Annotated in this window: 26 protein-coding genes and 2 pseudogenes; 8 read left to right on the forward strand and 20 right to left on the reverse strand. The window is 67.7% G+C overall.

All coding sequences use genetic code 11. The features are described 5' to 3' along the window. Positions 1-32: 32 nt before the first annotated feature. Positions 33-692 (reverse strand): pentapeptide repeat-containing protein, encoded by a 660-nt coding sequence (locus tag FFS20_RS07480; RefSeq protein WP_137825242.1) that lies wholly within the window; start codon positions 690-692, stop codon positions 33-35. A 63-nt stretch (positions 693-755) separates the two neighbouring features. On the opposite strand from FFS20_RS07480, the gene FFS20_RS07485 reads away from it, so the two are divergent. Further along, a complete protein-coding gene (locus FFS20_RS07485) occupies positions 756-1175 on the forward strand; it encodes a VOC family protein (protein WP_137825243.1) in 420 nt (139 codons plus the stop codon). A gap of 449 nt (positions 1176-1624) precedes the next feature. Here the strand turns inward: FFS20_RS07485 and FFS20_RS07490 are convergent, their stop codons facing one another. The 6 genes from FFS20_RS07490 to infC form a co-directional block, all read right to left on the reverse strand. Further along, positions 1625-1756 carry a hypothetical protein gene (locus tag FFS20_RS07490; RefSeq protein ID WP_349290515.1) on the reverse strand — a complete coding sequence of 44 codons (132 nt, stop codon included), beginning with the start codon at positions 1754-1756 and terminating at the stop codon, positions 1625-1627. Between the two features lie 208 nt (positions 1757-1964). Next, complete coding sequence (locus FFS20_RS07495; protein WP_137825244.1) at positions 1965-2618, reverse strand: hypothetical protein; 654 nt, start codon at positions 2616-2618, stop codon at positions 1965-1967. Between the two features lie 263 nt (positions 2619-2881). After that, a complete protein-coding gene (locus FFS20_RS07500; protein ID WP_137825245.1) occupies positions 2882-3703 on the reverse strand; it encodes an RNA methyltransferase in 822 nt (273 codons plus the stop codon). Positions 3704-3847: 144 nt separating this feature from the next. Then, a complete protein-coding gene (gene rplT, locus FFS20_RS07505; protein WP_137825246.1) occupies positions 3848-4237 on the reverse strand; it encodes a 50S ribosomal protein L20 in 390 nt (129 codons plus the stop codon). A 102-nt stretch (positions 4238-4339) separates the two neighbouring features. Then, entirely contained in the window at positions 4340-4546 is a 207-nt protein-coding gene (rpmI, locus tag FFS20_RS07510; RefSeq protein WP_063250542.1) for a 50S ribosomal protein L35, read from the reverse strand. Between the two features lie 96 nt (positions 4547-4642). Further along, positions 4643-5329 carry a translation initiation factor IF-3 gene (gene infC, locus FFS20_RS07515; RefSeq protein ID WP_249121075.1) on the reverse strand — a complete coding sequence of 229 codons (687 nt, stop codon included), beginning with the start codon at positions 5327-5329 and terminating at the stop codon, positions 4643-4645. Between the two features lie 263 nt (positions 5330-5592). On the opposite strand from infC, the gene FFS20_RS07520 reads away from it, so the two are divergent. Next, the gene (locus tag FFS20_RS07520) at positions 5593-5964 is read left to right on the forward strand and encodes a DUF1844 domain-containing protein (RefSeq protein WP_137825247.1); all 372 of its coding nucleotides are present in this window, start codon (positions 5593-5595) and stop codon (positions 5962-5964) included. 124 nt (positions 5965-6088) lie between these two features. Here FFS20_RS07520 and FFS20_RS07525 read toward each other — a convergent pair whose 3' ends face one another. Next, positions 6089-6859, reverse strand: coding sequence for a TetR/AcrR family transcriptional regulator (locus FFS20_RS07525; protein WP_137825248.1), 771 nt, complete (start codon positions 6857-6859; stop codon positions 6089-6091). A 147-nt stretch (positions 6860-7006) separates the two neighbouring features. Here FFS20_RS07525 and FFS20_RS18520 point away from each other — a divergent pair. Then, positions 7007-7498 (forward strand): annotated as a pseudogene (locus FFS20_RS18520) (2-dehydropantoate 2-reductase N-terminal domain-containing protein); the annotation flags it as partial. 641 nt (positions 7499-8139) lie between these two features. Here the strand turns inward: FFS20_RS18520 and FFS20_RS07535 are convergent. Together FFS20_RS07535 and FFS20_RS07540 are read right to left on the reverse strand one after the other, a co-directional pair. Beyond that, positions 8140-9783 (reverse strand): AbgT family transporter, encoded by a 1644-nt coding sequence (locus FFS20_RS07535; protein WP_137825250.1) that lies wholly within the window; start codon positions 9781-9783, stop codon positions 8140-8142. Positions 9784-10016: 233 nt separating this feature from the next. Next, on the reverse strand, positions 10017-11300 hold the full coding sequence (locus FFS20_RS07540) for a M20 family metallopeptidase (protein ID WP_137825251.1): 1284 nt from the start codon (positions 11298-11300) through the stop codon (positions 10017-10019). 178 nt (positions 11301-11478) lie between these two features. Between FFS20_RS07540 and FFS20_RS07545 the strand changes: the two genes are divergently transcribed. From FFS20_RS07545 to FFS20_RS07555, 3 genes are all read left to right on the forward strand, one after another. Continuing rightward, a complete protein-coding gene (locus FFS20_RS07545; protein WP_171007024.1) occupies positions 11479-12801 on the forward strand; it encodes an MFS transporter in 1323 nt (440 codons plus the stop codon). Between the two features lie 46 nt (positions 12802-12847). Next, on the forward strand, positions 12848-14077 hold the full coding sequence (locus FFS20_RS07550; protein WP_137825253.1) for a PucR family transcriptional regulator: 1230 nt from the start codon (positions 12848-12850) through the stop codon (positions 14075-14077). A gap of 68 nt (positions 14078-14145) precedes the next feature. After that, positions 14146-15405 carry an amidohydrolase family protein gene (locus tag FFS20_RS07555; RefSeq protein ID WP_137825254.1) on the forward strand — a complete coding sequence of 420 codons (1260 nt, stop codon included), beginning with the start codon at positions 14146-14148 and terminating at the stop codon, positions 15403-15405. A 72-nt stretch (positions 15406-15477) separates the two neighbouring features. Here FFS20_RS07555 and FFS20_RS07560 read toward each other — a convergent pair whose 3' ends face one another. The 8 genes from FFS20_RS07560 to FFS20_RS07595 form a co-directional block, all read right to left on the reverse strand. After that, the gene (locus tag FFS20_RS07560) at positions 15478-16824 is read right to left on the reverse strand and encodes an amidohydrolase (protein ID WP_137825255.1); all 1347 of its coding nucleotides are present in this window, start codon (positions 16822-16824) and stop codon (positions 15478-15480) included. A 33-nt stretch (positions 16825-16857) separates the two neighbouring features. Continuing rightward, positions 16858-17604 (reverse strand): SseB family protein, encoded by a 747-nt coding sequence (locus FFS20_RS07565; RefSeq protein WP_137825256.1) that lies wholly within the window; start codon positions 17602-17604, stop codon positions 16858-16860. Between the two features lie 4 nt (positions 17605-17608). Next, the gene (priA, locus tag FFS20_RS07570; protein WP_137825257.1) at positions 17609-18337 is read right to left on the reverse strand and encodes a bifunctional 1-(5-phosphoribosyl)-5-((5-phosphoribosylamino)methylideneamino)imidazole-4-carboxamide isomerase/phosphoribosylanthranilate isomerase PriA; all 729 of its coding nucleotides are present in this window, start codon (positions 18335-18337) and stop codon (positions 17609-17611) included. Between the two features lie 93 nt (positions 18338-18430). Next, positions 18431-19051, reverse strand: a complete 621-nt coding sequence (hisH, locus tag FFS20_RS07575) for an imidazole glycerol phosphate synthase subunit HisH (RefSeq protein WP_137825258.1) — start codon at positions 19049-19051, stop codon at positions 18431-18433. Continuing rightward, on the reverse strand, positions 19051-19650 hold the full coding sequence (locus FFS20_RS07580; protein ID WP_137825259.1) for a hypothetical protein: 600 nt from the start codon (positions 19648-19650) through the stop codon (positions 19051-19053). Before FFS20_RS07580 ends, hisH begins: the two co-directional genes overlap by 1 nt. Continuing rightward, on the reverse strand, positions 19647-20243 hold the full coding sequence (hisB, locus tag FFS20_RS07585; RefSeq protein ID WP_137825260.1) for an imidazoleglycerol-phosphate dehydratase HisB: 597 nt from the start codon (positions 20241-20243) through the stop codon (positions 19647-19649). The genes FFS20_RS07580 and hisB overlap by 4 nt, the downstream gene beginning before the upstream one ends. Before the next feature lie 237 nt (positions 20244-20480). Continuing rightward, entirely contained in the window at positions 20481-21614 is a 1134-nt protein-coding gene (locus tag FFS20_RS07590; RefSeq protein ID WP_137825261.1) for a histidinol-phosphate transaminase, read from the reverse strand. A gap of 9 nt (positions 21615-21623) precedes the next feature. Then, positions 21624-21935, reverse strand: coding sequence for a LysM peptidoglycan-binding domain-containing protein (locus FFS20_RS07595; RefSeq protein WP_249356719.1), 312 nt, complete (start codon positions 21933-21935; stop codon positions 21624-21626). A gap of 243 nt (positions 21936-22178) precedes the next feature. Here FFS20_RS07595 and lexA point away from each other — a divergent pair, with 243 nt between their 5' ends. Next, the gene (gene lexA, locus FFS20_RS07600; protein ID WP_009378532.1) at positions 22179-22934 is read left to right on the forward strand and encodes a transcriptional repressor LexA; all 756 of its coding nucleotides are present in this window, start codon (positions 22179-22181) and stop codon (positions 22932-22934) included. Between the two features lie 48 nt (positions 22935-22982). Here lexA and FFS20_RS07605 read toward each other — a convergent pair whose 3' ends face one another. Together FFS20_RS07605 and hflX are read right to left on the reverse strand one after the other, a co-directional pair. Further along, positions 22983-24950: an ATP-dependent DNA helicase gene (locus FFS20_RS07605; RefSeq protein ID WP_137825263.1), complete on the reverse strand. Its 1968-nt coding sequence runs from the start codon at positions 24948-24950 to the stop codon at positions 22983-22985. After that, complete coding sequence (gene hflX / locus FFS20_RS07610) at positions 24947-26422, reverse strand: GTPase HflX (RefSeq protein WP_137825264.1); 1476 nt, start codon at positions 26420-26422, stop codon at positions 24947-24949. Before hflX ends, FFS20_RS07605 begins: the two co-directional genes overlap by 4 nt. A gap of 93 nt (positions 26423-26515) precedes the next feature. Here hflX and FFS20_RS07615 point away from each other — a divergent pair. Beyond that, a pseudogene (locus FFS20_RS07615) lies at positions 26516-26702 on the forward strand (methyltransferase); the annotation flags it as partial.

Raw genomic sequence — 26702 nt, forward strand, 5'->3', positions numbered from 1 at the left:
CGCCGAGGCGGTTCGTTCGTCGGCGTGCACGCTCACTCGACGATGATCCCGAGTTCGCGGGCGAAGAGCTCGGCGAAGACCATGAGCTGCTGGTCGTCGATCGTCGCTCCGCGCAGCGCCTGGATGCCGGTGATCTTATGTGGGGCGAGTCCCCGAAGGTCGACGCTGCGCAGGGTCGAGCCGGCGAGCTGGAGGCTGCCGACCGTCGAGCCCGGGAACGCGACCCGGGTCGCCGTCGCCATGTCGAGGTCGAGTTCGTCGATCGCGCAGCCGCGGAACTCGACGTCGGTGAGCTTCGCCGAGCGCAGGTTGAGGTAGGAGATCCGGCAGTTGTCGATGACGACCTTCTCCCACACGCTGTCGTAGCAGACACCGGCACCGATCCTGCATCCGGAGACCTCCGTATGGACGAGGTTCGCCCGCGGCATCATCAGAGTGTCCGCACGGGAATCCGTGAGCCGCACCCCGGACAACCGAGCGCCCGTGAGGTCGGCATGCCCGTCCGACCCGCCGAACGTCACCCGGGTCAGCGCGGAGTCGAGGAATGTCGCGCCCTTGGCGTCCGCCTCGGCGAGGTCGAGGTCGGTGAAGTCGAGCCCTTCGAGGAACTCGTCGGACCCGATATCGCCGAGGAGGCCCTCAGCGAGTTGTCCGTGGGTGATCGTCGGGGGTTTCGGTGCGGCAGTCGTCATGGGTGCAGACTATCGGCGGGCGGTGACACGGCTGCCCGTTGCCCAACCCACTAGACTGCAGGCATGAAGCCACTGACGACGATCCTGTCATTGCCCGTCGCCGACCCGCAGGCCACCGCGAACTTCTACGTCGATGGACTCGGACTCGAAACCGACGGAGTCGAGGACGGTATCGTCGCATTCGAACTGCCCAATCTTTCGATCTTCTTCATCGCCGCAGACGAATACGGCCAGTACCTCGAGCTCTCAGGCCAGCCCGGTTCGAAGAACCCCGTCCCGGGCGCCAGCATCATCTCCTGTGCTTTCGCCGCCCGAGCTGAGATCGATGAGGTGCTCGACCGTGCTGTCGCCGCTGGCGGGTCAGCCGATGGGGGTCAGGACGTCGATGGTTCGTACATGGGCTACTTCGCTGACATCGACGGCTACATCTGGGAACTCGTCGCCAACAATCAGACCGCCAAGGCCGCAGACGCGGCGGAATAGTTTCGTCACTGGCGACCGGTCTCGGAGGGCTTTCGACTCCCCCGTCCGAGCGCTGCAGGAGATCGCCGCCCCGCACAGGTGAGCCGCTCATTCAACAGTTGGCGTGAATATCGACGGTTCGCCGACGGCAGTGGCCGCTCGTTCAACACTTGGCGTGAAAAAGTCGTCTCCAAAGACCACATTCTCACGCTAAGTGTTGAACGAGTGAGAACTCGCCACGAGCGCGCGTGAGACACCAGCCCAGGACGCTGAAGTTGCGGACCAGAAGGCTGAGGCCGCGGCCTGCTCGCCCCGCCGCGGCCCGCTCGCCCGGCCGCGGTCGCCGAAGCGCCTCAGCCGCGGTCCAGTTGGCGGAAGCCATAGCCCGCCCGCTCAGCCGCGGTCCAGTAGGCGGAAGCCACTGACCACTCGCCCAGCCTCAGCCGCCGAAGCGCCCCGGCGGCCCCGCCTCACATCCGCTGGTTGCGGGCAGACTCGAAGATGCAGATGCCGGCGGCGGTCGCAAGGTTGAGGCTCTCGGCCTGACCGTAGATCGGCACGGCCACAGCGGCGTCGGTGACCGCGAGGTCCTCGGGCCTCATCCCCACGCCTCGTTGCCGAAAATACTTACGAACAAATTAGAGAAGTCGGAGAACGGTGACTCTTATGCGGCAGAAAAAAGGTCGGAACTATAGTTGCGCCAACTGGTGGTTCAGGGAGGGGTTGCCCAGAGTCAACGCTGCTCGTAGGTGAGGCTACCTTCCGGAACCGAACTCCCACCTGTCTCACCACCGCATCTTTGCCATTACCTTACGGCGCCTTGTCTCCTCTATCCTTCACGGATTGCACGTCAATATGCCTGAGCACGTTGCCCGCGTTAAACCAAATATCCTTTGGCAACACAAACCGTCCAAACTTATTCAATCCAGTACTTTCCTGAATCTCCTCCGGCTTGTAAGTCGGGTTCAATTTCGAAAGTAGAGTTGATCGGATTTGTCGAGTGTAATTATCAATCACTATGCCGAAGATCAACATCAATAATCCGAGAATCGCCAAAACGATTGCGTAATAGTACGATTCACCTCTGGGTTCTGCTGTGCTCGCATTAATCAGCGCGATCAGAGATCCTGTCACTAAAGTTCCGAAACCGACTGTCAGCAAAACTATTATGGTCACCATGTTGGACGGAATTAGCTGAAGCGCCAGCTTTCGATTCAGATCCGAACGCACAGCCGCACTAAAAGCTATCCTCATATTATTGCGCGCGTAGCTTTGACCGATTTTGTCGCCATCTAACGCAACTCGCTCCAACTCTTCAGCAATTTTCAGTTCATCTTTCCATGCTTGAAGTACCTGGGCTCTACGGTCGAAACGAAATCTATTTGCGACCAGCTGAATGATGGCTGTTACCACACTAGATCCCAGGACTGCCCCGGCAATTGCAATCAAAACTTCAGCGCTCATGGATTAAATGTATCACAACAGTTTTCGCACCAGCGGATTTAGTGAAGGCACGTCCTACTTCGCGCGAATCTACACGACTCATGAAGTCGCCTCCGCGATACAATGTTCCCATCTCCCTGCTCCTCCGTGGAGCGGGCGGCTATCTCAGGCGACGTCATACCCCAGATCAAGAAAATTGAAATCGGATCTTGCTTGCCGCTGTTGCCCGGTCGCCCAGCCGGGTCGCCGAAACCCCGAGCCTCAACCGCCCCGGCGGCCCAACCTCACATCCGCTGGTTGCGGGCGGACTCGAAGATGCAGATGCCGGCGGCGGTCGCGAGGTTGAGGCTCTCGGCCTGACCGTAGATCGGCACGGCCACGGCGGCGTCGGTGACCTCGAGGTCCTCGGGCCGCATCCCCCACGCCTCGTTGCCGAAGACCCACGCGGTGCGCGCTGAGAGGTCGAGACCCGACTCCCACGGGTGATGGAGGTCGTGCGCGGCATCGTTGCCGTCGGCGGCGAGGACCTGCAGGCCGCGGGCACGGGCGAGTTCGGTCACCTCGGGGAGACCGACACCCGTGACGACGGGAACATGGAAGATCGACCCGGCGGTGGCGCGGACGGTCTTGTCGTTGTAGACGTCGACGCTCGAGGACGTGAGCACGACGGCGTCGGCCCCGGCGGCATCGGCGAGCCGGATGATCGTGCCCGCATTGCCCGGGTCGCGCACCTGGGAGAGGACGACGATGAGCTGCGCATCCTTGTCGACGACGGAGGTGAGTTCGACGTCGAGTGCCCGGCACACGGCGACGACGCCCTGCGAGTTCACGGTCGAGGCGAGCTCAGTGAGGACCTCCTCGGTGACGGTGGAGAGGAAGATCCTCGACCCGGCCGCCGCCTCGACGAACTCCGGATGGCGCTCAGCGGCCGCCTCGGTGATGAAGAGCTCATCGACGGCACCCTCTGTGGCCAGGGCTTCGCGGACGGCCTGCGGACCTTCGGCGAGGAATCGGCCGGCGGCCTTGCGCCCACGGCGGCCGAGCAGCTTCGCGGCGTTCTTGATCCGCTTCGACTGCGGCGAGGAGATGACATCGGGCAGCTTCATGGCGCACCTTCGTGATCGGAGTGGGAGAACAGGGTGGGCGAACAGACCAACGGCCCCGAACGCAGCGGTTCGGGGCCGTTGGGACAGCGTCAGTGCGCATTCACTGCGTCAGCGGGCTGTCCAAGCGTCTGTCCGGGCGGGACGTCAGGCTGCCGGGGTCTTCGCGGCGTTGACGTCGGCCGGGAGGGCGTCCTTGGCCACCTTGACGAGGTGGGCGAAGGTCGGTGCGTCGTTGACGGCGAGCTCGGCGAGCATGCGGCGGTCGACCTCGACTCCAGCGGCCTTGAGGCCCTGGATGAAGCGGTTGTACGTCATGCCGTTGGCGCGGGCGCCGGCGTTGATGCGCTGGATCCAGAGGCGACGGAAGTCACCCTTGCGAGCGCGGCGGTCACGGTAGCTGTAGACCAGCGAGTGGATGACCTGTTCCTTGGCCTTGCGGTACAGGCGCGAGCGCTGTCCGCGGTAGCCGCTTGCCCGGTCGAGGATGACCCGGCGCTTCTTGTGGGCGTTGACTGCCCTCTTCACACGTGCCACGTGTTACTCCTTTGATTCGTTGCGTCCGGATCTCAGTCCGGAGTCTGGTTCAAGCTGTGGGGATCGGTCCGCAGCGGACCGGTCGGCCTCAGAGAGGCCGGGTCACTTGCCCTTGAGCTTGCCCAGAAGCTTGCGGGCCTTGGCGCGATCGCCGCCGGTGAGGACCTGGTCCGTACCGACACGGCGCTTGCGGCTCGAGGACTTGCCCTCGAACTTGTGCTGGTTGTTCACGCCTTCGCGCATGATCTTGCCACTGCCAGTCACGCGCATGCGCTTCTTGGCGCCGCTGTTCGTCTTCTGCTTCGGCATCGTGCCGTTCTCCTTTGCATTTCGTTGTGGGCACGGGGGTGCCCACAACTACTTCACCCACCGGACACAGGTGTCCGGCAATTCGTTACCTGTTGCTCACGCCTCGGGCGCTGCGTTCTTCTCCGCAGCGACCCGATCGCGTCGGGACTTGACCTCGGCGTTGCGGCCCTTGGCATCAGACGATGCCTTGCGGGCTTCGGCCTTGGCGTCGGATTTGGACTTGTGAGGAGCGATGACCATCACCATGTTGCGTCCGTCGACCCGCGGGGCGGATTCGACGGTGCCGAGTTCCGACACATCTTCGGCCAACCGGTTGAGCAGCTTGATGCCCATCTCGGGACGGGACTGCTCGCGCCCGCGGAACATGATCATGACCTTGACCTTGTCGCCGCCGGACAGGAACCGCGTCACGTGACCCTTCTTCGTCTCGTAATCGTGTTCGTCGATCTTGAGACGGAAGCGGATCTCCTTCAGCGCGGTGTTCGCCTGGTTCTTCCGGGCTTCCCTGGCCTTCTGGGCAGATTCGTACTTGTACTTCCCGTAGTCCATGAGTTTGGCCACGGGGGGCTTCGCCTGCGGGGCGACCTCGACGAGATCGAGATCTGCCTCTCGGGCGAGATCGAGTGCCTTGCGAATGGCAACGATACCGACCTGTTCACCATTGGGTCCGACCAACCGGACCTCGGGAACCCGAATCCGGTCATTGATGCGCGTCTCGCTGATGTGTTCACTCCTTTTTAGCTCAAATGGTGTCGTGGCAATGAAAAAGGCTCCCATCGACACGAATGCCAAGGGAGCCTGCACACACGATCACCGGGGCTTAAGACCACAGGATCTTTCCGTGAATACACCTCGACCCGCTGCCTTCATCCCCGATTTCCAACGAGGGGAAGAACATCAGATCTTCGGACCCGATCGCTCGTCGCGATCCAGGTGGGAGTCAGACTCCGCTTCGCACCGTATCCAGTGTACTACGGTTCATGACTCTTCGCACATCGTGACCCCTCCCGGCCACCCGGGTCAACGGAATGTGCCAAGCTTGTCCCATGACCTCTCAAGACCCCAATACCGCCGAGGCGGTCGGCGACGTCACCCGCGACATCGCCGAGGTTCCCGCCGTCGAGATCATCACGTCCACGGCCGTCCACCTCATGTCCGCTGCCGCCGTGAAGACCGGCCTGGCCGAGGACACCCCCGGCCAGTCCGCCGCCGACCTCATCGACCTCGACGAGGCGCGCAAGCTCATCACCGCACTCGCCGGTCTCGTCACCGGTGCCGCGACCGTCATCGGCGACCACCACGCTCGCCCGCTGCGCGACGGCCTGCGCAGCCTGCAGCTGGCCTTCCGCGAAGCCTCGACGATTCCCGACGAGCCCGGCCAGGGCCCCGGAGAGAAGTTCACCGGCCCCGTCCGCTGATCGCTTCGAGGCTCGCCCCTGTGCGCCGCACCCCTTCGCGGCTCGTCGACTGAGGCTTTCGCGCCCCTGACGGCCCCCGTTCACTGAGCGGGGGCCGTCAGTGCATCTCCACACCGAGGCGGTCTCACCACCCGAGGTCGGCGATGACCGAGATCATGAGGTCGTCTTCGACGTCATCGAAGCCGGGGCCGAACTGCCCGAAGCGCAGTGAGCTGATGAGTCCGACGATCGTCACCCACGTGCTGATCGCCCGCAGCACCGTAGCGGCATCGACGTCGATGCCGAGGGTCGCGAGTTCGGCAGCGACGCGCTCGACACCCGGGGTCGGCTGGGAACCCGCAATCTGCTCGCGCGTGATGCCCGCATCTGCGACGTCCGCGGCAGCTGCCTCGGCAACGCCCACATCGGCGACGTCCGCGGCACCCGTCCCTGGGGCGCCCGCCGTGCCCACCCCCACAGCATCTGCAACACCAGCCTCGGCGACGAGGGTGACCAACGTGGCCATGACGCGGGTGCCCGGCTCGACCGTCACCTCGCGCGGTGCCGCGTACGCCGCGATCGGCGTGCCGTAGATGAGCGCCCAGCGCCGGGGGAACCTCCGCGACCAGGCGAGCATCGCCAGCCCCAGCGCCGTCACCGACCTGTCGCGGTCGAGGGCGGCATCGACCGCCTCGGCGATCGAGGCGAAGGCGTCGGCGATGAGGATCGTCAGCAGTTCGTCGCGGGTCGTCACATAGCGGTAGACGGCACTCGAGACGATCCCGAGCTCACGCGCGATCGCCCGCAGCGAGAGCGCCTCCGCGCCTTCGGCGTCGAGCATCCGATTGCCGATCTCGACGATGCGCGCTTCGGTCTCCGCGCGCGCCTTCTCTCGCGGAGTCCGCTTCTTCTCCATCCCCTCACCCTACGGTGAGAGAGCACCGGATTTGAATGTGAGCACTGCTCTTGTTTTATCTCAGCGACGGGTCTACGCTCGGATCGTCACCAACAGAGAGCAGTGCTCACCTTTTGCGGCTGCTCGGCAGACGAAGGGAACACCGCCATGCGCTCAGCACTCGTCCTCGGCCTCGGCCAGATCGGCACCCAGATCGCCCGCGACCTCACCGCCGCCGGCACCGATGTCCGCGTCATGACCCGCTCGAGGCCGCCCGCCGAGGCGCTTGCCGCGACCGCCGGCGCGCCGGGGTCGATCACGTGGGCGCAGGGCGATGCGTCGAATTCCGCAGTCGTCCGTTCTGCCGCCGAGGAGGCGAATGCCGAAGCGATCTTCGCGTGTGTCCACGCCGCGTACGACTCGCGCGTATGGGCGACGACCCTGCCCGGCCTCGAGGCGGCGATCATGGATGCCGCAGCTGACCTCGGCATCCCCGTCGTCTTCCCCGAATCGGTCTACGCATTCGCCGGGCTGGACACCCCGATTACCGCCGACTCTCCGTTCTCCCCGGTCGATGACAAGGGCCGCATCCGCCGCCAGCTCATCGATGCTCGCGCGGCTCACCCGGCGCGGGTCGCGAGCGTGCTCGCCGGCGACCTCATCGGAGCGACGGCCACGCCGACGAGTTCGGTCGTGCGCCTGTGCATCACCGACCGCATCGCCGCCGGCCGTCGGGCAGTCGTGCTCGCGCACACCGACGTTTCCCACGGGATCACCGTCATCGGCGACATGACTCGGACGATGCTCGACGCGGCTGCCGATCTCGCCGACAGCGCCGCCGAGGTGGTCGCCGGCCAGATCGACGCGGTGGCTGAGATCGCCGATCCCGGGACCGCCGTTGCCAGTCCCACGACCACCGTCGCCGGTCCCGCCGATCAGGCAACCATCGCCGACACGGGCCGACAGCGCCCAGCCACCGCCGACGCGGGCCGCCAGCGCCCAGCCACAACAGGGGCAGACACACACCGTCTCGTCATCGCTCCGAGCGCCAATCCCACGCTCGCCGACATCGCCGCGTACACGCACGAGATTCTCGGCTCACACCCCAGGAAATCCGTCGCCGTCCCCCCACGCCGTCGTCCGGGCCGCGGGCTGGTTCGACCGGACGATGTTCGAACTCGCCGAACTCGCCCCGATCTGGCGCCGCCCCTGCCTCATCGAGGCGGGCACGGCCGCCGACTGGCGCCGCGGGATCGACGAGATGCTGCCCTGAGGACGCCCCACCTCGGCGAGGGTCGGCCTCAGCTCTGCCCGAGGAAGATCCCGTTGCCGGGGCCGAGCGGCAGGTCGAAGAAGTACCAGATCGCGAGCAGGCCCGCCCACGCGAGCCAGAACGGGATGACGAACGGGAACATCCGGGAGATCACGGTGCCGAGGCCCGCGTTCGGCTCGTAACGGCGGACGAGGCCGAGAAGGACGATCATGTACGGGTTGAGCGGGGTGATGACCTGCGTGGCGGAGTCGCCGACGCGGAACGCGGCCTGGATGAACGCGGGCTCGTAGCCGAGCAGGGCGAAGAGCGGGACGAAGACCGCGGCCATGAGCGTCCACATCGACGATCCGGAGACGATGAAGAGGTTGAGCAGGCTCGCCAGCAGCATGAACCCGATGATCGCGGCGAACCCGGTCAGGCCGATCGATTCGAGGCCGGACGCGCCGGCCACGGCGATCCACGACCCGATGCCCGACCAGTTGAAGAGGGCGATGAACTGGCCGAGGATGAACGCGAGGATGAGGAACGACATCATGTCGACGAACGACTGTCCCATCATCCTGACGATGTCGTTCATCGACCGGATCGTGCCGACGACGAGGCCGTAGACGACGCCCATGAGCATGAAGTACGCGAAGACGATGAAGACGATCGAGGACAGCAGCGGGGACTTCGGCAGGAAGCCGCCGTCCTCGTTGCGCCACGGGGAGTCGGGGATGAGGACCGCGAAGAGGATGACCGCGGTGAGGGCGAGCGCGGCGAGAACGGCCCAGCGCAGCCCCCGCTTCTCCGCCGGCTCGAGGGTCGGGCTCATCGCCGTCTGTGCGGCCTCCATCTCCTGCGCCGACACGGCGTTCTCCGCGTACTCCGAGCCCGTGGCCTGGTACTTCTTGTCGAGTCCCTGGCTCGTCGCGTCGACGTAGTCGCGCGGTACGCCCTTGCGGACCATGTTCGGTTCGATGAGCTTGTCGATGATGAGTCCGGCGATGAGGGCGAGGACGATCGAGGCGACGATGTTGAAGTAGTAGTTCGAGACCGGGTTGACCGCTTGGTACTCGACCCCGGGCAACGTCTCCATCACCGAGGTGGTGATGCCGGCGAAGAGCGCGTCGAGGCTCGTCGGGACGATCGACGTCGAATACCCGGCGCCGGTCGCGGCGAACCCGCCGATGAGACCGGCCATCGGATGCCGTCCCGCGGCCTTGAACACGAGCGCGGCGAGCGGCGGGATGATGATGAACGCCGAGTCGGCCATGATCGACCCGACGACGCCGACGAACCCGACGGCGTAAGGGAGCAACCAGCGCGGGCTCTTGCCGAAGGCGACGCGCACGGCCGCGGCGAGCATCCCCGACTTCTCGGCGACGCCGACGGCGAGCAGGATCGGCAGCACCGTCGCGAGCGGCGGGAACCCGATGTAGTTCTCGCCCATCGTCGTCGTCAGCCACGCCAGGCCCTCACCGGTGAAGAGGCCCCTGATCGCGACGACCTCGTCACTGCCGGGAATCGAGACCGACACCCCGGCGAGCGCCATCGCCGTCGAGATCGCCCCGGTGAGGAGGAAGAGTCCGAGGAAGAGGGTGAAGGGCTCGGGCAGTCTGTTGCCGATCCGCTCGATCCCGTCGAGCATCCGCTGCCCGATTCCGACTTTCCCTGACGCCTGCGTTGACATGGCTCTCTCCTATGAACGCGCTGAGTTCGGGAGGAAACCGGTGAAGGGCCCGAACCGCCGAGGTGGTGCTCACTGAACTCGCAACTGCCCTGGCCGCCCGCATTGTCCGACGATCGCAGTGCTGTCGTGGAACAGTCTGACACACCTCGGTGTCCGAGCTCACATAGGCCGATGCGGGTGCAGGGTAGTGCGCGGATGCGCGGGCTCCGCGCACGGCCCGCGCGCAGATCTGCTCAGGCGCGGTTGATCCGGCGCACCGCGAGTTCGGCGAGCAGCGCGGCCCCGTCGGGGAGGACGGAGTCGTCGAAGCGGGCGAGCGGCGAATGATTGCTCGGCGCCGTCGCCGGATCCCCCGTCGCACACGCACCGAGGAAGAGGTACGTGCCGGGCACTTCGTCGAGGACGAAGGAGAAGTCCTCGGCCCCGGCGTCGGGGGTGGGCTTGAGGGCGAAGCGGTCCTCACCGAAGAGCTCGGCCACGGTCTCGGCCATGAACGCGTGCTCATCGGGGTTGTTGACCGTGAGCGGGTAGACGTTCGTCATCGACACCTCGGATTCGAGTCCGTGCGCCGAGGCGATGCCCTCCATGAGCGGCACGACGAGTTCGGCGAGCAGGGCCCGGGACTCCCGGCTGAAGGACCGGATCGTCGCATTGAACTCCGCGGAGTCGGGGATGATGTTCTCCTTCGCACCACCGGCGATCCGCCCGACCGTGACGACGACGGGGTCCCAGATGTTGAAGCGCCTCGTCACCATCGTCTGCAGCGCGGTCACCGCTTCGCACAGCGCCGGAATCGGATCCATCGTCGTGTGCGGCGCCGACCCGTGGCCGCCGGCCCCGTTGAACCGCACCTTGAGCGAATCGGGGGCGGACATGAGCGTGCCGGGGCGGCCGGTGAAGACCCCGCGGGGAATCTCATGGGCGAGCACGTGGAGTCCGTAGGCGGCATCGGCGCGCTTGCCCGCAGCATCGAGAACACCCTCGGCGATCATCTGCTCGGCCCCGCCGTCCATCTCCTCCGCCGGCTGGAACATGAAGACGACATCGCCGTCGAGGTCCTCGCGCATCGCGTGGAGGATCCGCGCGGCCCCGACGAGCCCGGCGGTGTGGAGGTCGTGTCCGCACGCGTGCATCGTCTCCCCCGTCGTCGAGGCGAAGTCCTCTCCGCTCTCCTCGACGACGGGCAGCCCGTCCATGTCCCCGCGCAGGAGCACCACCGGCCGGTCCTCACCGGTGCGGCCACCGGGCTTCGTGCCGCGCAGCACCGCGGTGATGCTCGTCAGCTCCGTGCCCAGGGTGATCTCGAGGTCGAGGTCGGCGAGGGCATCGAGGACGCGCTGCTGGGTCTGCGGCAGCTGACGCCCGAGCTCGGGCTGCCGGTGCAGATCCCGGCGCAGGGCGACGAGGTCGTCGGCGAAGCGTCGGGCCAGCTCCCGGGTCCGAGACTCCGGGGCCTCGGCGGTCGGCTGTGCGGGGGTCGTCGACTGGGTGTCCGTGGGCGATTCTGTGGGTGTCATGGGCAATAACGTAGGGTCGGCCGGGCCGGCCGGGCAACGGTTCGCAGAGCCCGGGCGCAAGGTCTGGACAACTGTCGTCTCCGCGTCCGCCAACACGCGACAATCCGTCATTGTCGAGGTCAGCGGCGAGGCGCAAGGATTGAGACACTCATCACACATCAGGTCGCACAGGGAGGCAATGATGCAGACCAAGGCCACAGACTCACCGGATTCGCCGCCGAAGAAATCGTCGCCGGTCCCGCTCATCGCGGGCACGACGGTCGGCAACTTCGTCGAGTGGTTCGACTTCGCCCTCTACGGGTTCGCGGCGACGATCATCGCCGCGACGTTCTTCCCGCCCGACGGCGGTGCCGGGGCGCTGGCCGCGACCTTCGCCGTCTACGCCGCGGCGTTCGTCATCCGCCCCGTCGGCGGGTACGTCCTCGGTCGCATCGGCGACCGCTACGGCCGGCGCCGCGCCCTGTCGATCTCCGTCATCATGATGGGCCTGGCCACCGCCGCGATCGGACTCATCCCCGGTTTCGCAGCGATCGGCTGGTGGGCGCCGGCGCTGCTGCTGATCTTCCGCTGCCTCCAGGGCTTCTCCGCCGCCGGTGAGTTCGTCGGCGCGACGACGTTCCTCATGGAGCACGCCCCGCAGGGCCGCCGCGGACTGTGGTGCAGCTTCGTCACCACCTCGACGTGGCTGGGCACGGTGGGAGCCACGGTGCTCATCCTCGTCCTCCAGGCGAGCTTCGGCCCCGTCTACCAGGAATGGGTGTGGCGCGTCCCGTTCGTCTTCGGCGGGCTCATCGCCATGGTCGGCCTCTACGTCCGTCTCCGCCTGGCCGAGACCCCCGTGTTCATCAAGACCGAGGAGAAGATCGACAACGCCCCGCGCCTGCGCGACCTCTGGGCCAAGCACAAGGGCATCATCATGATCGTCTTCGTCTACAACGTCTTCCTCGGCATCCTCACCTCCTCGGTCGTCGGCTACCTGCCGAGCTATCTCATCTCCGAACTCAAGTTCGCTCCGCTGTCGGCGACGATCACCGTGACGATCATGCTCATCGTCGCCGCGATCACCAGCCCGATGATCGGGGCCCTGGCCGACCGGTACGGTCGCCGTCGGCTCCTCATCCCCAGCGTCGCGATCGCCGCCGTCGCCGTCGTCCCCGCCTACGGTCTCCTCGGCGTCGCCGCCCTGGCATGGCTCGGCATGATCGTCATGGTCATCGCGACGAACTTCGTCGGCGTCGTCGGCAACATCAGCGTCCCCGAGCTCCTGCCCCCGCAGTTCCGCTTCGTCGGCCTCGCCCTGCCCACCGCGATCGCCTACGCGATCTTCAGCGGCACCGCTCCCCTCGTCAACTCGAGCCTCATCTCCGCATTCGGCACCGCCCTGGCCCCGGGGTTCTACACGCTGGCCATCGGCGCCATCGCCTTCCTCGTCCTCGCCCGCTGGCTGCCGGAGACGAGGGACTCCTCGATCGCCCAGGGCGCGCAGCTGCGCACCCGCTGAACCGGCGATGGGCTGGGCCGCCACCGTGTCCTCTACCCTTGGAGGCATGCAAGATGAGGTCCAGTCCATCGTCGATGCCCTGAGCACGGCGCTGGGGCGCACCGTCTCGGTCAGCGACTACTCGATCCGCCACATCGCCCATTCCAAGCAGATGGGAGCGGTCGACCAGGCTCGCATCGATTCGGTGCTCCGGCGCCGCGTCTCACCCCAACTCCAGGAATTCATCTACTCCCAGGGCGCCCGCAGCGCGACCCGGCTCTTCGAGGTCGGGGCCAATGAGAGCCTCGATGCGTACATCGCCCGCTTCGGCTACCCCGTCACCGCCGAGGGCCGGACGATGGGCTTCATCTGGCTCCTGCAGACCGAGGGTCCCATCGGAGCCGACGAGGAGAAGACCGTCGCCGAGGCGGCCGCTTCCATCAGCCGGGAGCTGCGCCGTCAGGCCCACGCCGGACGAGCCCGGGACTCCGCCCTCAAACAGCACCTCGCCGATGCCCTCTCCCCCGACCCGGACCAGCGGACCAAAGGCGCCGAGGCCCTCGCCCAGGAGCGCCTCTTCGGCGCCCAGGCCTCGACCCTCCTCGTCCTCGAGTTCACCGGGACCACCGGCGCGAGCCCGGCGCAGCTCGGGATGAGCGCCTCCCTCCTGCTCGAGCGCTTCACCGACTGGTTCTCCCTGGCCCCGGGCCTCTTCCACGAATCCGCCGACCACAGCGTCGTCCTCCTCGGCGCGGACTTCCCCGACGACTCGGTGAGGCAGTGGTGGCAGGGCGAACTCGGCGATCAGGACGTGATCGACCGGGTCGGCATCGGCCTCGGCAGCGCCCTCGAGGACCTCAGGGACACCGAGACGACGATCGCCTCCTACCGGCACGCGCTCACCGCCGCCCGCATCGCCCTGACCACGGACACCGCCCCGGTCGCGCTCCGCCGCTGGAGCGAACTCGGGTACTACGGACTGTTGCCCGAGGCGAACGCGGAGACCCTGGCGACGCCGATCGCCACGGTCATCGCCTCACTCGTCACCGACCATCCCGACCTCGCGGAGACCCTCGAGCGCTACCTCGACGCGGCCGGCGACGTCCGGGCCACCGCCTCGGCGATGTACCTCCACCGGGGAAGCCTCTACAACCGGCTCAAGCGGATCGAACAGCTCACCGGCCTCGACCTCGGCAGCGGCGGAGACCGGCTCGCCGCGCACATGGGACTCAAACTGCTCCGCACGACTGGACAGCTGTCGTGGCCGGAGACCGTCGAACACGACAGTCAGCGATAGTCCGCGCGCCGCCGGACCGAGATAATCGGAAGACGACCACAGTTTCAACGACGAGATCAGAGGTAACAATGGCGATCTGGCTGGCCAACCCCACCGTGATTCCCTGCACCGGCGACGAGACCGACAAGGGCCCGGGCACCGCCCCCCGGGATGTCACGGGAATCCGCATCGACGATGGTCTCATCGATCGCATCGGCGGGGACGCCGAGGCGGGCGACGAGATCATCGACGCCCGTGGGCTGACGATCACCCCGGGTCTCATCGACGGCCACACCCATGCCGGCATGGCCAGCCCCGTCGATGCCAGCCTGCGCCACGACCTGCCCGTCGCCGTCCTCGCCGGCGACATCTTCTACGTCTGCGGGCAGGCCCTCGACGCCGGTTTCACGACGCTGCGCGACTGCGGCGGTCTCGATCTCGGGGTCCCGCAGGCGATCGCGAGCGGTCGGGTGCGCGGCCCGCGGATCGTCCAGTCCGGGCCCATCCAGGCCCAGACCGGCGGGCACGGGCACTACTCGAGCGAATGGGAGCCCACCGAGTACTTCGACACGCACGCGATCCCGGGGCTGCGGACGATCGCGCTGCTCGCCGACAGTCCCGATGAGATCCGCAGGAACGTCCGCGAGTCCTTCCGCCGCGGGGCCGACTTCATCAAGATGTGCGTGACCGGTGGCGTGCTCGGGTTCCGCAACAACGTCGAGGCCACCCAGTTCACGTTCGATGAGATCTCCGCGGCCGTCCACGAGGCGAACGCGAGGGGCACGTACGTCACCGTCCACGCCCACAATGCCACGGGCATCCGCACGGCCATCGAAGCCGGCGTCAAGTGCATCGAACACGGCACCGGCATCGACGGGGAGACCGCGCAGCTCATGGTCGAGAACGGCGTCTCCCTCGTCCCGACGTTCGCCACCGCCTACGTCTACCTCACCGGGTCGTCCGCCTCCGGCGTCGAACACGACTTCTCCGCCCAGATCGACGACGTCATCGCCGGGATGGAGTCCTCCCTGCGCGAAGCCCGGAAGGCCGGGGTGCGCATCGGTCTCGGCTCCGACCTCACGGGCCTCAATCAGGTCAATCGGGCCGAGGAGATGAAGCTGCGCTCGCAGCTCGAGTCCCCGGAGGCCGCGCTCATCGCCGCGACCCGGATCAATGCCGAGCTCTGCGACCTCGGCGAGGTCACCGGCACGATCGAGGAGGGCAAGCGCGCCGACCTCGTCGCTTGGACGGCCTCCCCGCTCGAGGATCCCACCCGCTTCACCGACCGGTCGACGATCGCGCATGTCTTCCTCGACGGCAAGCGCGTGGCGGGATCCGCCGCGGTGTGATCGCCGGCCGGCGGCCGTCGCACGTGCCGGCCGGCGGCCGTCGCACGTGCCGGCCGGCGGCGCTCAACCCGTTCAGTCGAAGTAGTGCTCGACGTCGATCGCGCCGCCGGCGCGGGTGAACTCGTCGTCCACCTCGGCGGCCAGGGCATCGTCGACGAGGTAGTCGAGCGCCGTGCACGCGAGCCCGTAGGCGGCGTCGCGGGCCGCGGTCTCGGCGGCCGGGGTGATCGCGGCGGCGGCGAACTCGCGGGTGTGCAGGGCCACCTCGGCGTCGGCGGTCCTGATGAGCGGATGGATGCCGGGGATCCGGTAGGAGACGTTGCCGAAGTCCGTCGACGCGGCGATCGACTCGTCGAGAACCCCGGCCGGCAGCGGTGAGCGTCCCCGCTCCTCCTCATGGAGGGCCCAGCGCGTCGTCAGGGCCGCATTGCCGCGCACCGGCAGCGACGGCGGGTGCTCATCCCACGTCACCTCGACCCCGGTGCCGGTCATCAGCGCCGCCCCCATCGCCGCGTCCTCGACCCGCTGCGAAAGCTCCTTGAGCGTCTCCGGATACTTCGAGCGGACGTAGCACTGGACAGTCGCGGACTCCGTGATGATCGACGGCCTGGTCCCGCCGTCGGCGATGACGGCGTGGAGGCGGGAGATCGGCGGCATCTGCTGCCGCAGGAGACAGAGACCCTGGTAGAAGAGGGATGCGGCGTCGAGCGCGTTGCGTCCCATGAATGGCTGCGCCGAGGCGTGCGCGGCGACGCCGGAGTACGTGACCTCGAGGAGGCGACGGCCGAGCCACACCTGGTCGGCGCAGTCGTAGCCGTACCCGTGGACCATGATCGCCGCATCGATGTCCGCGAAGGCACCGGCCCGGGCCATGATCTCCTTGCCCGAGTGCCCCTCCTCGGCGGGGGTGCCGAGGAGGACGACGGTGCCGGGCACCGCGGCCGGATCCTCCTCGAAGAGCGCGTGGAGGGCGAGGAACGCCCCGACCCCGGCGGCGGCGATGAGATTGTGGCCGCACGCGTGACCGATCTCCGGCAGCGCATCGTATTCGGCGAGGATCGCGATCGTCCGGCCCTCACCGCTGCCCGTCGTCGCGCGCAGGGTCGTGTCGACGCCGTAGAGGCCGGTCTCGACGGCGATGCCGCGGGATTCGAGGACGGCGGCGATCGCGGCGACGGATTCGTGCTCCTCGAAGGCCGTCTCGGCGAGGCCGTGGATGGTGTGGAGCAGCTCGGTGATCTTGGGACCGACGGTCTCGACGGCGTCAGCGATCGCCTCGATGCTCGCGGTCGGGGCGCCGGTGTGATCGTCGGTCCACTCCCCTGCCGCTGTCGCACGGGCCTGCGTCTCGACGGCGATGTGGTCGAGGTAGGACTCGTCGGGGACGGTGGGACGGCTGAGGTCGCGCATCGGGCTCATGTCACTCAAGCATAGGAGACCCGCGGCCCGGCACTACGCCGCGGTGAGTTGGAGGGCGAGGGAATCGACACGGTCGATGATGAGGGCATCGCCGGCCAGCGCTTGCTGGAACCGGTCGAGTTCGGCCCGGTCGACATCACCGCGGACGCCGAGGCGGATGCCGAGTTCCGGTCCTTCGACGTGGACGCGGGCGCTGCCGGGGCTGAGACTGAGCGTCGCCAGCCACGGGAAGGCCTCAGCGATCGTCGCGATCGCCTGCCCCACCTCGGTGTCGGCCCATGACGGCGTCCACGGCCGGCCCTGCGCGAACGCGAACAGCGCGGGACGCCGCAGGAGGAACGACCGCTCCGAGCCGGGGTCGAGGACGACGAGCTGGGATTCGGCTTCGACGGCGCCGAGGACGAGGCGTTCGGCTTCGATGGGCACCGGCCGGGCCTCGGGGTGCCACGTGGTCAGCGGGGGGATCGCGGAGAACCCGGGCGTGCATTCGCGGCCGTCGGCGGCCTGGAGGCGGACCATCGCCATCTCCGAGGAGTTGTCGACCATGAGCCCGTTCTCCCCGACTCCGTGGTCGACGGCCATGGGGACGATCGGCGCGTAGAGCCGGGTGCCGGACAGGGCAGAGACGACGCCGCGGTGGGCCTCGGCATCGAGCGGTGCCGCGGCCGCGGTCTCGAGGGCCGTGAGCAGGGCCGCATCGGCCTCACCGGTGTCCCCGGAGAACGGGTTCGGGGCGAGGTTGCGACCCTCCCACGGCTGGCCGGCCGAATCGGTCGACACGGTCTCAGCGTCCCGCGACGTCGAGGGCCTCTTCGAGCGTGAACTGCCCGGCGTAGAGGGCCTTGCCGACGATCGCGGAGTCGACGCCGGCAGGCACCAGGCTGCGGAGACTGCGGAGGTCATCGAGGCTCGAGACGCCGCCGGAGGCGGTGATCGGCTTGTCGGTGCGCGTCGACATCGATTCGAGGAGGTCGAGGTTGGGGCCCTGCAGGGTGCCGTCCTTGCGGACGTCGGTGACGACGTAGCGGGCGCAGCCGGCCTCCTCGAGGCCGGTGAGCACCTCGAAGAGGTCGCCGCCGTCCTTCGTCCAGCCCCTGGCCGCGAGCGTCTGGCCGCGGACGTCGAGGCCGATGGCCACGAGGTCGCCGAAGCGGGCGATCATCTCGGCGGTCCACTCGGGGTTCTCGAGCGCTGCGGTGCCGATGTTGACGCGTTCGGCTCCGGTATCGAGGGCCCTCTCGAGGCTCTCGGTGTCGCGGATGCCGCCGGAGAGTTCGACCTTGATGCCCACGGCCTTGACGACCTGGTTGAGGAGATCGGAGTTCGATCCCCGACCGAAGGCCGCGTCGAGGTCGACGAGGTGGATCCATTCGGCGCCGCGCTCCTCGAAGTCGTGGGCGGCGTCGATCGGTGAGCCGTAGTCGGTTTCCGTGCCCGCTTCGCCCTGGACGAGGCGGACGGCTTTGCCGTCGGCGACGTCGACGGCGGGGAGGAGAACGAGCTTGTCAGTCATGATGGCCTTTCCTGGGTCGCAGTCGTTGGTGCTGTGGTGGATGCGACGCTGAGTCAGTGATTCCGGGACCGCGCCGGTCCCGGTGCGTGCGGGTCAGTCGTGCGGCGCGGAGAACGATGCGATCCAGTTGCGCAGGAGTCCGGCGCCTGCGGTCGCGGATTTCTCCGGATGGAACTGGGCGGCCCACGTCGTGCCGTCTTCGACGGCGGCGACGAAGTCTCCGCCATGGGTCGCTGTCGTCACGAGCGTCCCGGTCGGGTGCTCGGTCGCGGCGTACGAGTGGACGAAGTAGAACTTCTCATCCTCGATGCCGGCGAACATCTGCGACCCGGGGGCAGCGGTCACGCCCGTCCATCCCATGTGGGGCACGACGGGGGCGTCGAGCGCGGTGACCTCACCGGGCCACAGGCCGATGCCCTCGGTCTCCTCCCCGTGTTCGCGTCCGCGGGAGAAGAAGACCTGGAGGCCGACGCAGATGCCGAGCAGAGGACGACCGGCCGCATGCCGGTCGCGGATGAGGTCGACGGCGCCGACGGACTCGAGCCCGCGCATCACCGCGGAGTACGCTCCGACCCCGGGCACGAGCAGACCGTCGGCGGCGTCGATGACCGCGTGGTCGGCGGTGAGGGTGACATCGGCTCCGGCAGCCTCGGCGGCGCGCACCGCGGAGCGGACGTTGCCGGCACCGTAGTCGAGGACGGCGATCGTCGTCATCAGCGTTGCCCTCCTGAGAGGACGCGGGAGATCCGCCACAGCGAGAACCCGAGGACGATCGCCCCGACGACGGCGACGATCCAGGCGACGGCGTTGCCGCCGAGTCCGACGGTGACGCCGAAGGCGAGGACGAGACCGGCGAGGACGGCGACGACGATCCACATGAGCGCGGTGCGTGCGAGTGCTGCCCGTCCCGGGGTCATCGTCGCCGCGCTCGCCTGGAGCTTCGACATCGACGAGGTCGGGATGTTGCCTTCGACCTCCTCGGGGGTGACGGTCTCGAGGAGGATCTGCTCGGTGACGTCGGGCAGGTTGCGCAGGGCGAGTCCGGCGGGGACATCGGACTCACGGGCCCCGTGGCGGAAGTGCCCGGCGTCGATCTGCTCGTCGCTGCGGACGAGGAGAAGGACCTCGTGCTTGCCGGCGAGCTTCGAAATCGCGGCGGCCGCCTCGTTGCCGGCTTCGACCCCGGTGTCGGTGAGGACGATGCCGGTGAAGTCGCCGATGGGCACGATCGTGCCGGAGATGTTCGACAGCACGCACGCGGCGGCGAGCTGGTCGGGGACGCCGAACGGAGTGACGACGACGGTGGTGCTCACAGGACTCCCTTGGTGCTCGGCACTGCGGTGGTGCGTCCGTCGGGTTCGACGGCTTCGCGCAGGGCGCGGGCGAATGCTTTGAATTGGGCTTCGACGATGTGGTGCGGGTCGCGGCCGCGCAGCAGGTCGAGGTGGACGGTCAGTCCCGCGTGGAACGCGATCGACTCGAGGGCGTGCGAGGTCATCGAGCCCGTGAAGTGTCCGCCGATGAGGTGGTACTGCTGACCGTCGGGCTCGCCCTCGTGGACGAAGTAGGGCCGGCCGGAGATGTCGATGACGCAGCGGGCCAGCGCTTCGTCGAGCGGGACGAAGGCGGCACCGTAGCGGCGGATGCCGGCCTTGTCGCCGAGCGCCTCGGCGAGGGTCTGACCGATGACGATCGCGGTGTCCTCGACGGTGTGATGCACGTCGATGTCGGTGTCGCCGGAGGAGGTGATGTCGAAGTCGATGAGCGAATGCTTCGCCAGTGCGGTGAGCATATGGTCGAAGAACGGCACGGTCGTCGAGATGTCCGCTCTGCCGGTGCCGTCGAGGTCGAGGGCGACGGACACGGTCGACTCGGAGGTCGATCGGTCGCGTTGGGCCTTCCGCATAGTGAGCCTTTCTTCGCTCTGGTCATCAGCCGGCGCACTCACGCGCCGACCTCTATTGTCTCAGTCCCGGTCCGCATCCTGCACAGGGGTCTCGCACCTGGACATCGACGGTCTCGCTGAGGCGGTTGTGTGATGGTCTCGCCGAGGCGGTGGAACCGAGGTGGTGGAGCGTCGCAGTCGCCGAGGCGGTGGTTCGGCGCACCAGGGCGGTGGTTCGGGTCGCGACGGCGGTCGGGCTCAGCGAGCGCTGAGCAGAGTGTCCGGGTCGGTCGCGACGATGTCGTCGAGGGCCGCGAGGAACGCCGTCGTCTCGGCTTCCGTGCCGGCGTTGACGCGGGCATGATGCGGAATGCCGATGTCGCGGATGAGGATCCCGCGATCGAGGAGCTTCTGCCACAGGTCGGCCGGTGAGGCGATGTTGCCGAAGAGGACGAAGTTCGAATCGCTCGGGTAGACGGTGAAGCCGAGGGCGGCGAGGCGGTCGGCGATCGCCGTGCGCGAGTCGATGAGCCGGTCGACGTTGCCGAGCAGGAGGTCGGCGTGGTCGAGGGCCGTGCACGCGAGCACCTGGGTGATGTCGGAGAGGTGGTACGGCAGCCGGACGAGGCGGAGGGCGTCGATGAGTTCGGGGGCCGCGATCGCGTAGCCGAGCCGCAGTCCGGCGCACGCGAAGGCCTTGCTCATCGTCCGGGAGACGACGAGGCGCGGTCGGCCCTGAAGCAGGGTCATCGCCGAGGGCAGGGCGGGACGGGAGAACTCGGCGTACGCCTCGTCGACGATGACGATTCCACGGCAGTTCTCGTAGGCGGCGGCGATGACGTCGAGGCCGATCGAGGTGCCGGTCGGATTGTTCGGGGTGCAGAGGAAGACGATGTCGGGATCGACGCGGGCCACCTCGGCGGCCACGGTTGCGGCGTCGAGTTCGAATTTCTCGTCCCGGGAGGCCGCCACCCAGGTCGCGCCGGTGCCGGTCGTGATGAGCGGGTGCATCGAATAGCTCGGGGTGAAGCCGAGTGCGGTGCGTCCGGGGCCGCCGAAGGCCTGGACGATGTGGGAGAGGACCTCGTTCGAGCCGTTGCCCGCCCAGATCATCTCCGGGAGGAGGTCGACCGAGCCGCCCGCCCGCTCGTTGACGCCGTCGAGATAGGTGACGAGGTGTTCACGCAACGCCGTGAATTCCCGGTCGGGGTAGCGGTTGAGTCCGGCGAGGTGGCCGTCGACGGCCCGGCGCATCGCCTCGGTGACGACCTCGGGGATCGGATAGGCGTTCTCATTGACGTTGAGCTGTACCGGAACGTTGAGGTGCGGAGCGCCGTAGGGCTGCTGACCGACGAGGTCGGACCGGACCGGCAGAGAGTCGATGTTTCCCACACACCGATTTTAGCGCTGGGGAACGTTGAGGCTCTGGCCGGGGTGGACGACGGGGCTGTCGAGGTGGTTGAGCTCGACGATGTCGGCGACGACCTCACGGGTGTCGCGGTCGAGGCCGAGGTTCGAGGCCACGGTCCACAGCGACTCGCCCTCGCCGACGACGACGGCGTCAGCGGCGACTCCGACGACTTCTCCCTCAGCGACCGCCTCGGCGGTGAACGTCTGGGTGGAGATGAAGAGCGTGCCGCCGATGATGGCGAGAGCGCACAGGGCAGTCCGGAGCAGGCGCACGGCGCGGCGGCCGCGGACGGTCAGACGCATTTCGTGATTCTTCTCAGACATCGCTTTACCTCTTTCTTCGTACGATTCCACCCGCAATGAGTAGAACGTCTGTTCTATTCAACATGCCAATCGAACAAATGTCCAGTCCACCTCGAACATTTATGAGACAATGAGCGAGAACCAGCGTTGTTGATCGATCTCGAACAACCATCCCAGGCGGCACTGACACGAGATCTCTCGAAGCGCTTCGACCGGTGGGATTAGAACGAAGGGGAAGAGGCAATGGTGCAGAGCAAACGAGGCAGAGGAAGGCCGCGCAACGAGGATGTGGCCAGCGAGATCGCGGCTGCGCGCAGCGAAGAGGACGAGGTCGAGATCCCCGACGGGCCGACCGGAGCCGGCGACTTCCGACTCTCCCCCCGGCAGCGGCTCGTCCTCGAGACGATCGAACGCGCCGTCGTCACCAACGGCTACCCGCCGAGCATGCGCGAGATCGGTGAGGCCGCGGGTCTCGCGTCGCTCTCGAGCGTCGCGCATCAGCTCTCGCAGCTCGAGCGGCTCGGCTATGTCCGTCGCGATCCCAAACGCCCGCGGGCGATCGAGGTCGTCAATCCCTTCGAAGAAGAGGAGGCGGAGCGGGCGAAGTACGAGGAGCTCGCGAACAACACCGTCCAGGTCCCCGTCGTCGGCCGCATCGCCGCCGGTGGCCCGATCCTCGCCGAGCAGGAGGTCGACGACGTCTTCTCCCTGCCGACGCAGGTCGTCGGCTCCGGTGAGATGTTCCTCCTCAAGGTCGTCGGCGATTCGATGATCGAGGCCGCCATCTGCCACGACGACTGGGTCGTCGTGCGCAAGCAGCACACCGCCGACAACGGTCAGATCGTCGCCGCCCTCCTCGATGGTGAGGCGACGGTGAAGACGCTCAAGCGCAAGGCCGGGCGCCAGTGGCTGCTCCCGCAGAACAAGGACTACGACCCCATCGACGGCACGTACGCGCAGATCATGGGGCTCGTCGTCGCCGTCATCCGCCGCCTCTGAAAGGTGCCGCGCGGGCACAGCCTGCGCGGCGACGCCGAGCGCCCCGGACTACTCCTTCGCGTCGGCGAGGCGGCCGAGGGCCGTGCGGACGAGCTGTGAGTCCGTCGTCGGCCACATCTGCGGCATCGAGTTGACGAGGTAGCCGGCGTACCGAGCCGAGCGCAGCCGCGAGTCGAGCACCGCGACCACGCCCTTGTCCGCCGTCGACCGGATGAGGCGTCCGGCTCCCTGGGCCAGACGCAGTGCGGCATGCGTCGCGCTCACCGCCATGAACCCGTTGACACCGCGCTTGTCGGCGTCGCGGGCCCGCGCCTGCATGAGCGGATCGTCCGGCCGCGGGAACGGAATCCGGTCGATGATGACGAGCCGGTTCGTCCTCCCCGGCACGTCGACGCCCTGCCACAGTGACATCGTCCCGAACAGGCACGCCTCATCGTCGGCGGCGAAGCGGGAGACGAGTGACGGCAGACCGTCCTCCCCCTGGAGAAGGATCGGGACGTCGACCTTGGCGCGCAGGTGCTCGGCGGCGGCATTCGCTGCCGCCTTCGAGGAGAAGAGCCCGAGCGCCCCGCCACGGGATGCGGTGACGAGCGCTTCGAGTTCGGCCAGCGCTTCCTCGCTCAGCCCGCTGCGACCGGGTTTGGGCAGGTGAGACGCGACGTAGATGATCCCCTGGCGGCCGTAGTCGAAGGGTGAGCCGACGTCGAGGCCGTCCCACCTCGGCGCGTCCGGTCCTAAGAGACCGAGCGAGGCGGCCACGGCGTCGAAGTTCCCTCCGAGGGCGAGCGTCGCCGAGGTCGCGACGACGGTGGAGTCCTCGAAGATGCCGTTGCGCATCGTCCCGGCCACGCTCAGCGGGGCGACGACGAGGTTGGTCGTCTCGCGTTCGCGGAAGGTGCTGCGGCTCAGCCACACGACGTCGTTCTTGCCGGGGTCGCAGAAGCGCTCGGCGAGTTCGAAGATCTCCTGGCACCGGGCCTTGGCCATCTGCCGCCCTGCATCGGCGTCCTCTCCGCGTCCGCCGATGTCGTTGATGATCTGCCGGGCGGAGTCGCGGATCTGCGTGAGGGCTAGTGCCAGCGGCTCGCCGACGAAGAGCATGAGCCCCTCCTGGACACCGGCGGTGGCGCGTTCGAAGGCCGCCGAGGCGGTGTCGAGCATCGCGACGACCCCGTCCTCGACCGCCGTGTTCTTCCGCACCGCCGAGGTGGCCGCCGACAGCATTCCCGTGTTGATCTGGCCGGACAGGGCGTTCGTCACGCGGTCCTTGAGCTCGTGGGCCTCGTCGATGATGATGACGTCGTGTTCGGGCAGCACGGAGTTCTCCCCGAACGCGTCGATCGCGAGCAGCGCGTGGTTCGTCACGATGATGTCGGCCTCCGAGGCCGCGGTCCGCGCCTGTTCGGCGTAGCACTCGGTGAAGAGCGGGCAGTTCGACCCGAGGCAGTCGAACGCGTTGACCGACACCTGCGCCCACGCCTTGTCGCTGACGCCGGGCAGCAGATCATCCCGGTCGCCGGTGTCCGTCGTCTTCTCCCACGTCCGGATCCGCTGGATCTCCTCACCGAGGCCGGACCGGTCGGCGGGCTTGCGACCGGCGGCGGCATCGGCGCCGAGGTCGAAGAGCATGCCCTCGTCCTCGTCGGGGTAGCCGCCGTCGAGTTTGTGCTTGCACACATAGTTGCGCCGCCCTTTGAGCAGCGCGGCCTTCGGCAGCGGGTCGAGCGTCTTCTTCAGCGCCTTGAACAGGCGCGGCAGGTCCCGGTGGATGATCTGCGTCTGCAGCGCCAGCGTCGCCGTCGAGACGACGACCGTCCCGCCGGTGCGGCTGGCGTACTCAGCGGCGGGCACGAGGTAGGCCAGCGATTTGCCGGTGCCCGTGCCCGCCTGGACGAGGAGGTGGATGTTCTTGTCGAGCGACGAGGTGACCGCCTCGGCCATCTCGGTCTGCCCCTCACGGGGCGCTCCGCCGATCGCCCCGACCGCGGTCTGGAGCAGATCGGAGACCGTGCTCACTCGCCGATGACCAGGTCGGGCCTGCGGAACTCCTCGAGTTCGGCGGCGAGTTCGGCCGGGACCTTCGCCTGCATGCCCGTGCCGCCGGCGCCGTGCTCCTCGTGCTCGACGGTGCCGAGCGCGTAGATCTTCGACACGAGGTCGCCGCGCTCATACGGGATGAGGACGGTGATCTCGATGTTCGGCGAGGGCAGCTTCTCCTCGATCGTCTCGACGAGTTCGGCGATGCCCTCCCCCGTCGCCGCGGAGACGAACCGCGCTCCGGGGTATTCGGCGCGCAGGGCGGTGACGACGTTCTCGTCGGCGAGGTCGACCTTGTTGAAGACGAGGAGTTCGGGGATGTCACCGGTCTCGACGTCGCCGAGGACCTCGCGCACCGCGTGGATCTGCCCGTGCGGGTCCGGGTGCGAGGCGTCGACGACGTGGAGGAGCAGATCGGAGTCGGCCGCCTCCTCGAGCGTCGAGCGGAACGCCTCGACGAGCTGGTGGGGCAGGTTGCGGACGAAGCCGACGGTGTCGGTGTACGTGAAAGTGATGCCCTCGGCCGTCCGCGACTGCCGGACGGTCGGGTCGAGGGTCGCGAACAGCGCATTCTGGACCATCACCTCGGCGTCGGTGAGCCGGTTGAGCAGGGAGGACTTGCCCGCGTTCGTGTACCCGACGATCGCCACCGACGGGATGTGGTTGCGGTTGCGGTTCTTCCGCTTGGTGTCCCGGGCCGGGGCCATGCCGGCGATCTCTCGGCGCAGCTTCGCCATCCGCGTGCGGATGCGGCGGCGGTCGAGCTCCATCTTCGTCTCACCGGGACCGCGCGATCCGATGCCGGCACCGCCGGCGACCCGGCCACCGGCCTGGCGGGACATCGACTCACCCCAGCCGCGCAGACGCGGCAGGAGGTATTCGAGCTGCGCGAGCTCGACCTGGGCCTTGCCCTCGCGGGACTTCGCGTGCTGGGCGAAGATGTCGAGGATGAGCGCGACGCGGTCGACGACCTTGACCTTGATGACGTCCTCGAGCCCGCGCCGCTGGCTGGGAGCGAGTTCGGAGTCGATGATCACGGTGTCGGCGCCGACGGCTTCGACGATCTCCTTGAGCTCGGCGGCCTTGCCCTTGCCGAGGTACGTGCCCGGGTCCGGCTTCTCCCGGCGCTGGACGATCGCATCGAGGACCTCGGAGCCGGCGGTCTCGGCGAGCGCGGCGAGTTCGCGGATCGAGTTCTCCGCCTCGTCGAGCGTGGTGTTCCACAGTCCGGCGAGCACGACGCGCTCGAGCCGGATCTGGCGGTATTCGACCTCGGTGACATCTTCGAGTTCGGTGGAGAGTCCGGCGACGCGCCGCAGGGCGGCACGCTCGGCGAGATCGAACTGGGAGTCCTCGTCAGCGGGGGTTCCCTGCGGGCTCAGCGCCTGAGCACCTCTGGCGAGGACGCGGTCGAGCATGGCATCTCGACGCTCTTTGTCGGTGGACGTCATTCATTCCTTTGTTCGTGTGTCGTTGTCGTGGTGCATTCTGTGCAACGCATTCCGACGTCGTTCTATTCTCCCACAGACCACTACACTGAAACGGTGGCAGAGCACTATTTCACGCAGAGCCCGACGAGCGACGCGAAGCGCCGGGAGATCACCCTCGACCTCGCCGGTCGCACCGTGACCGTGGAGACGCTGAGCGGGACGTTCTCCCCCACCCGGCTCGACCCCGGCACCGCTGTGCTCCTCAAGCACCTTCCCGCTCCCGCCCCCGGTGACCTCCTCG

Source organism: Brevibacterium sp. 2SA, assembly GCF_005502845.1.
Taxonomy (GTDB): domain Bacteria; phylum Actinomycetota; class Actinomycetes; order Actinomycetales; family Brevibacteriaceae; genus Brevibacterium.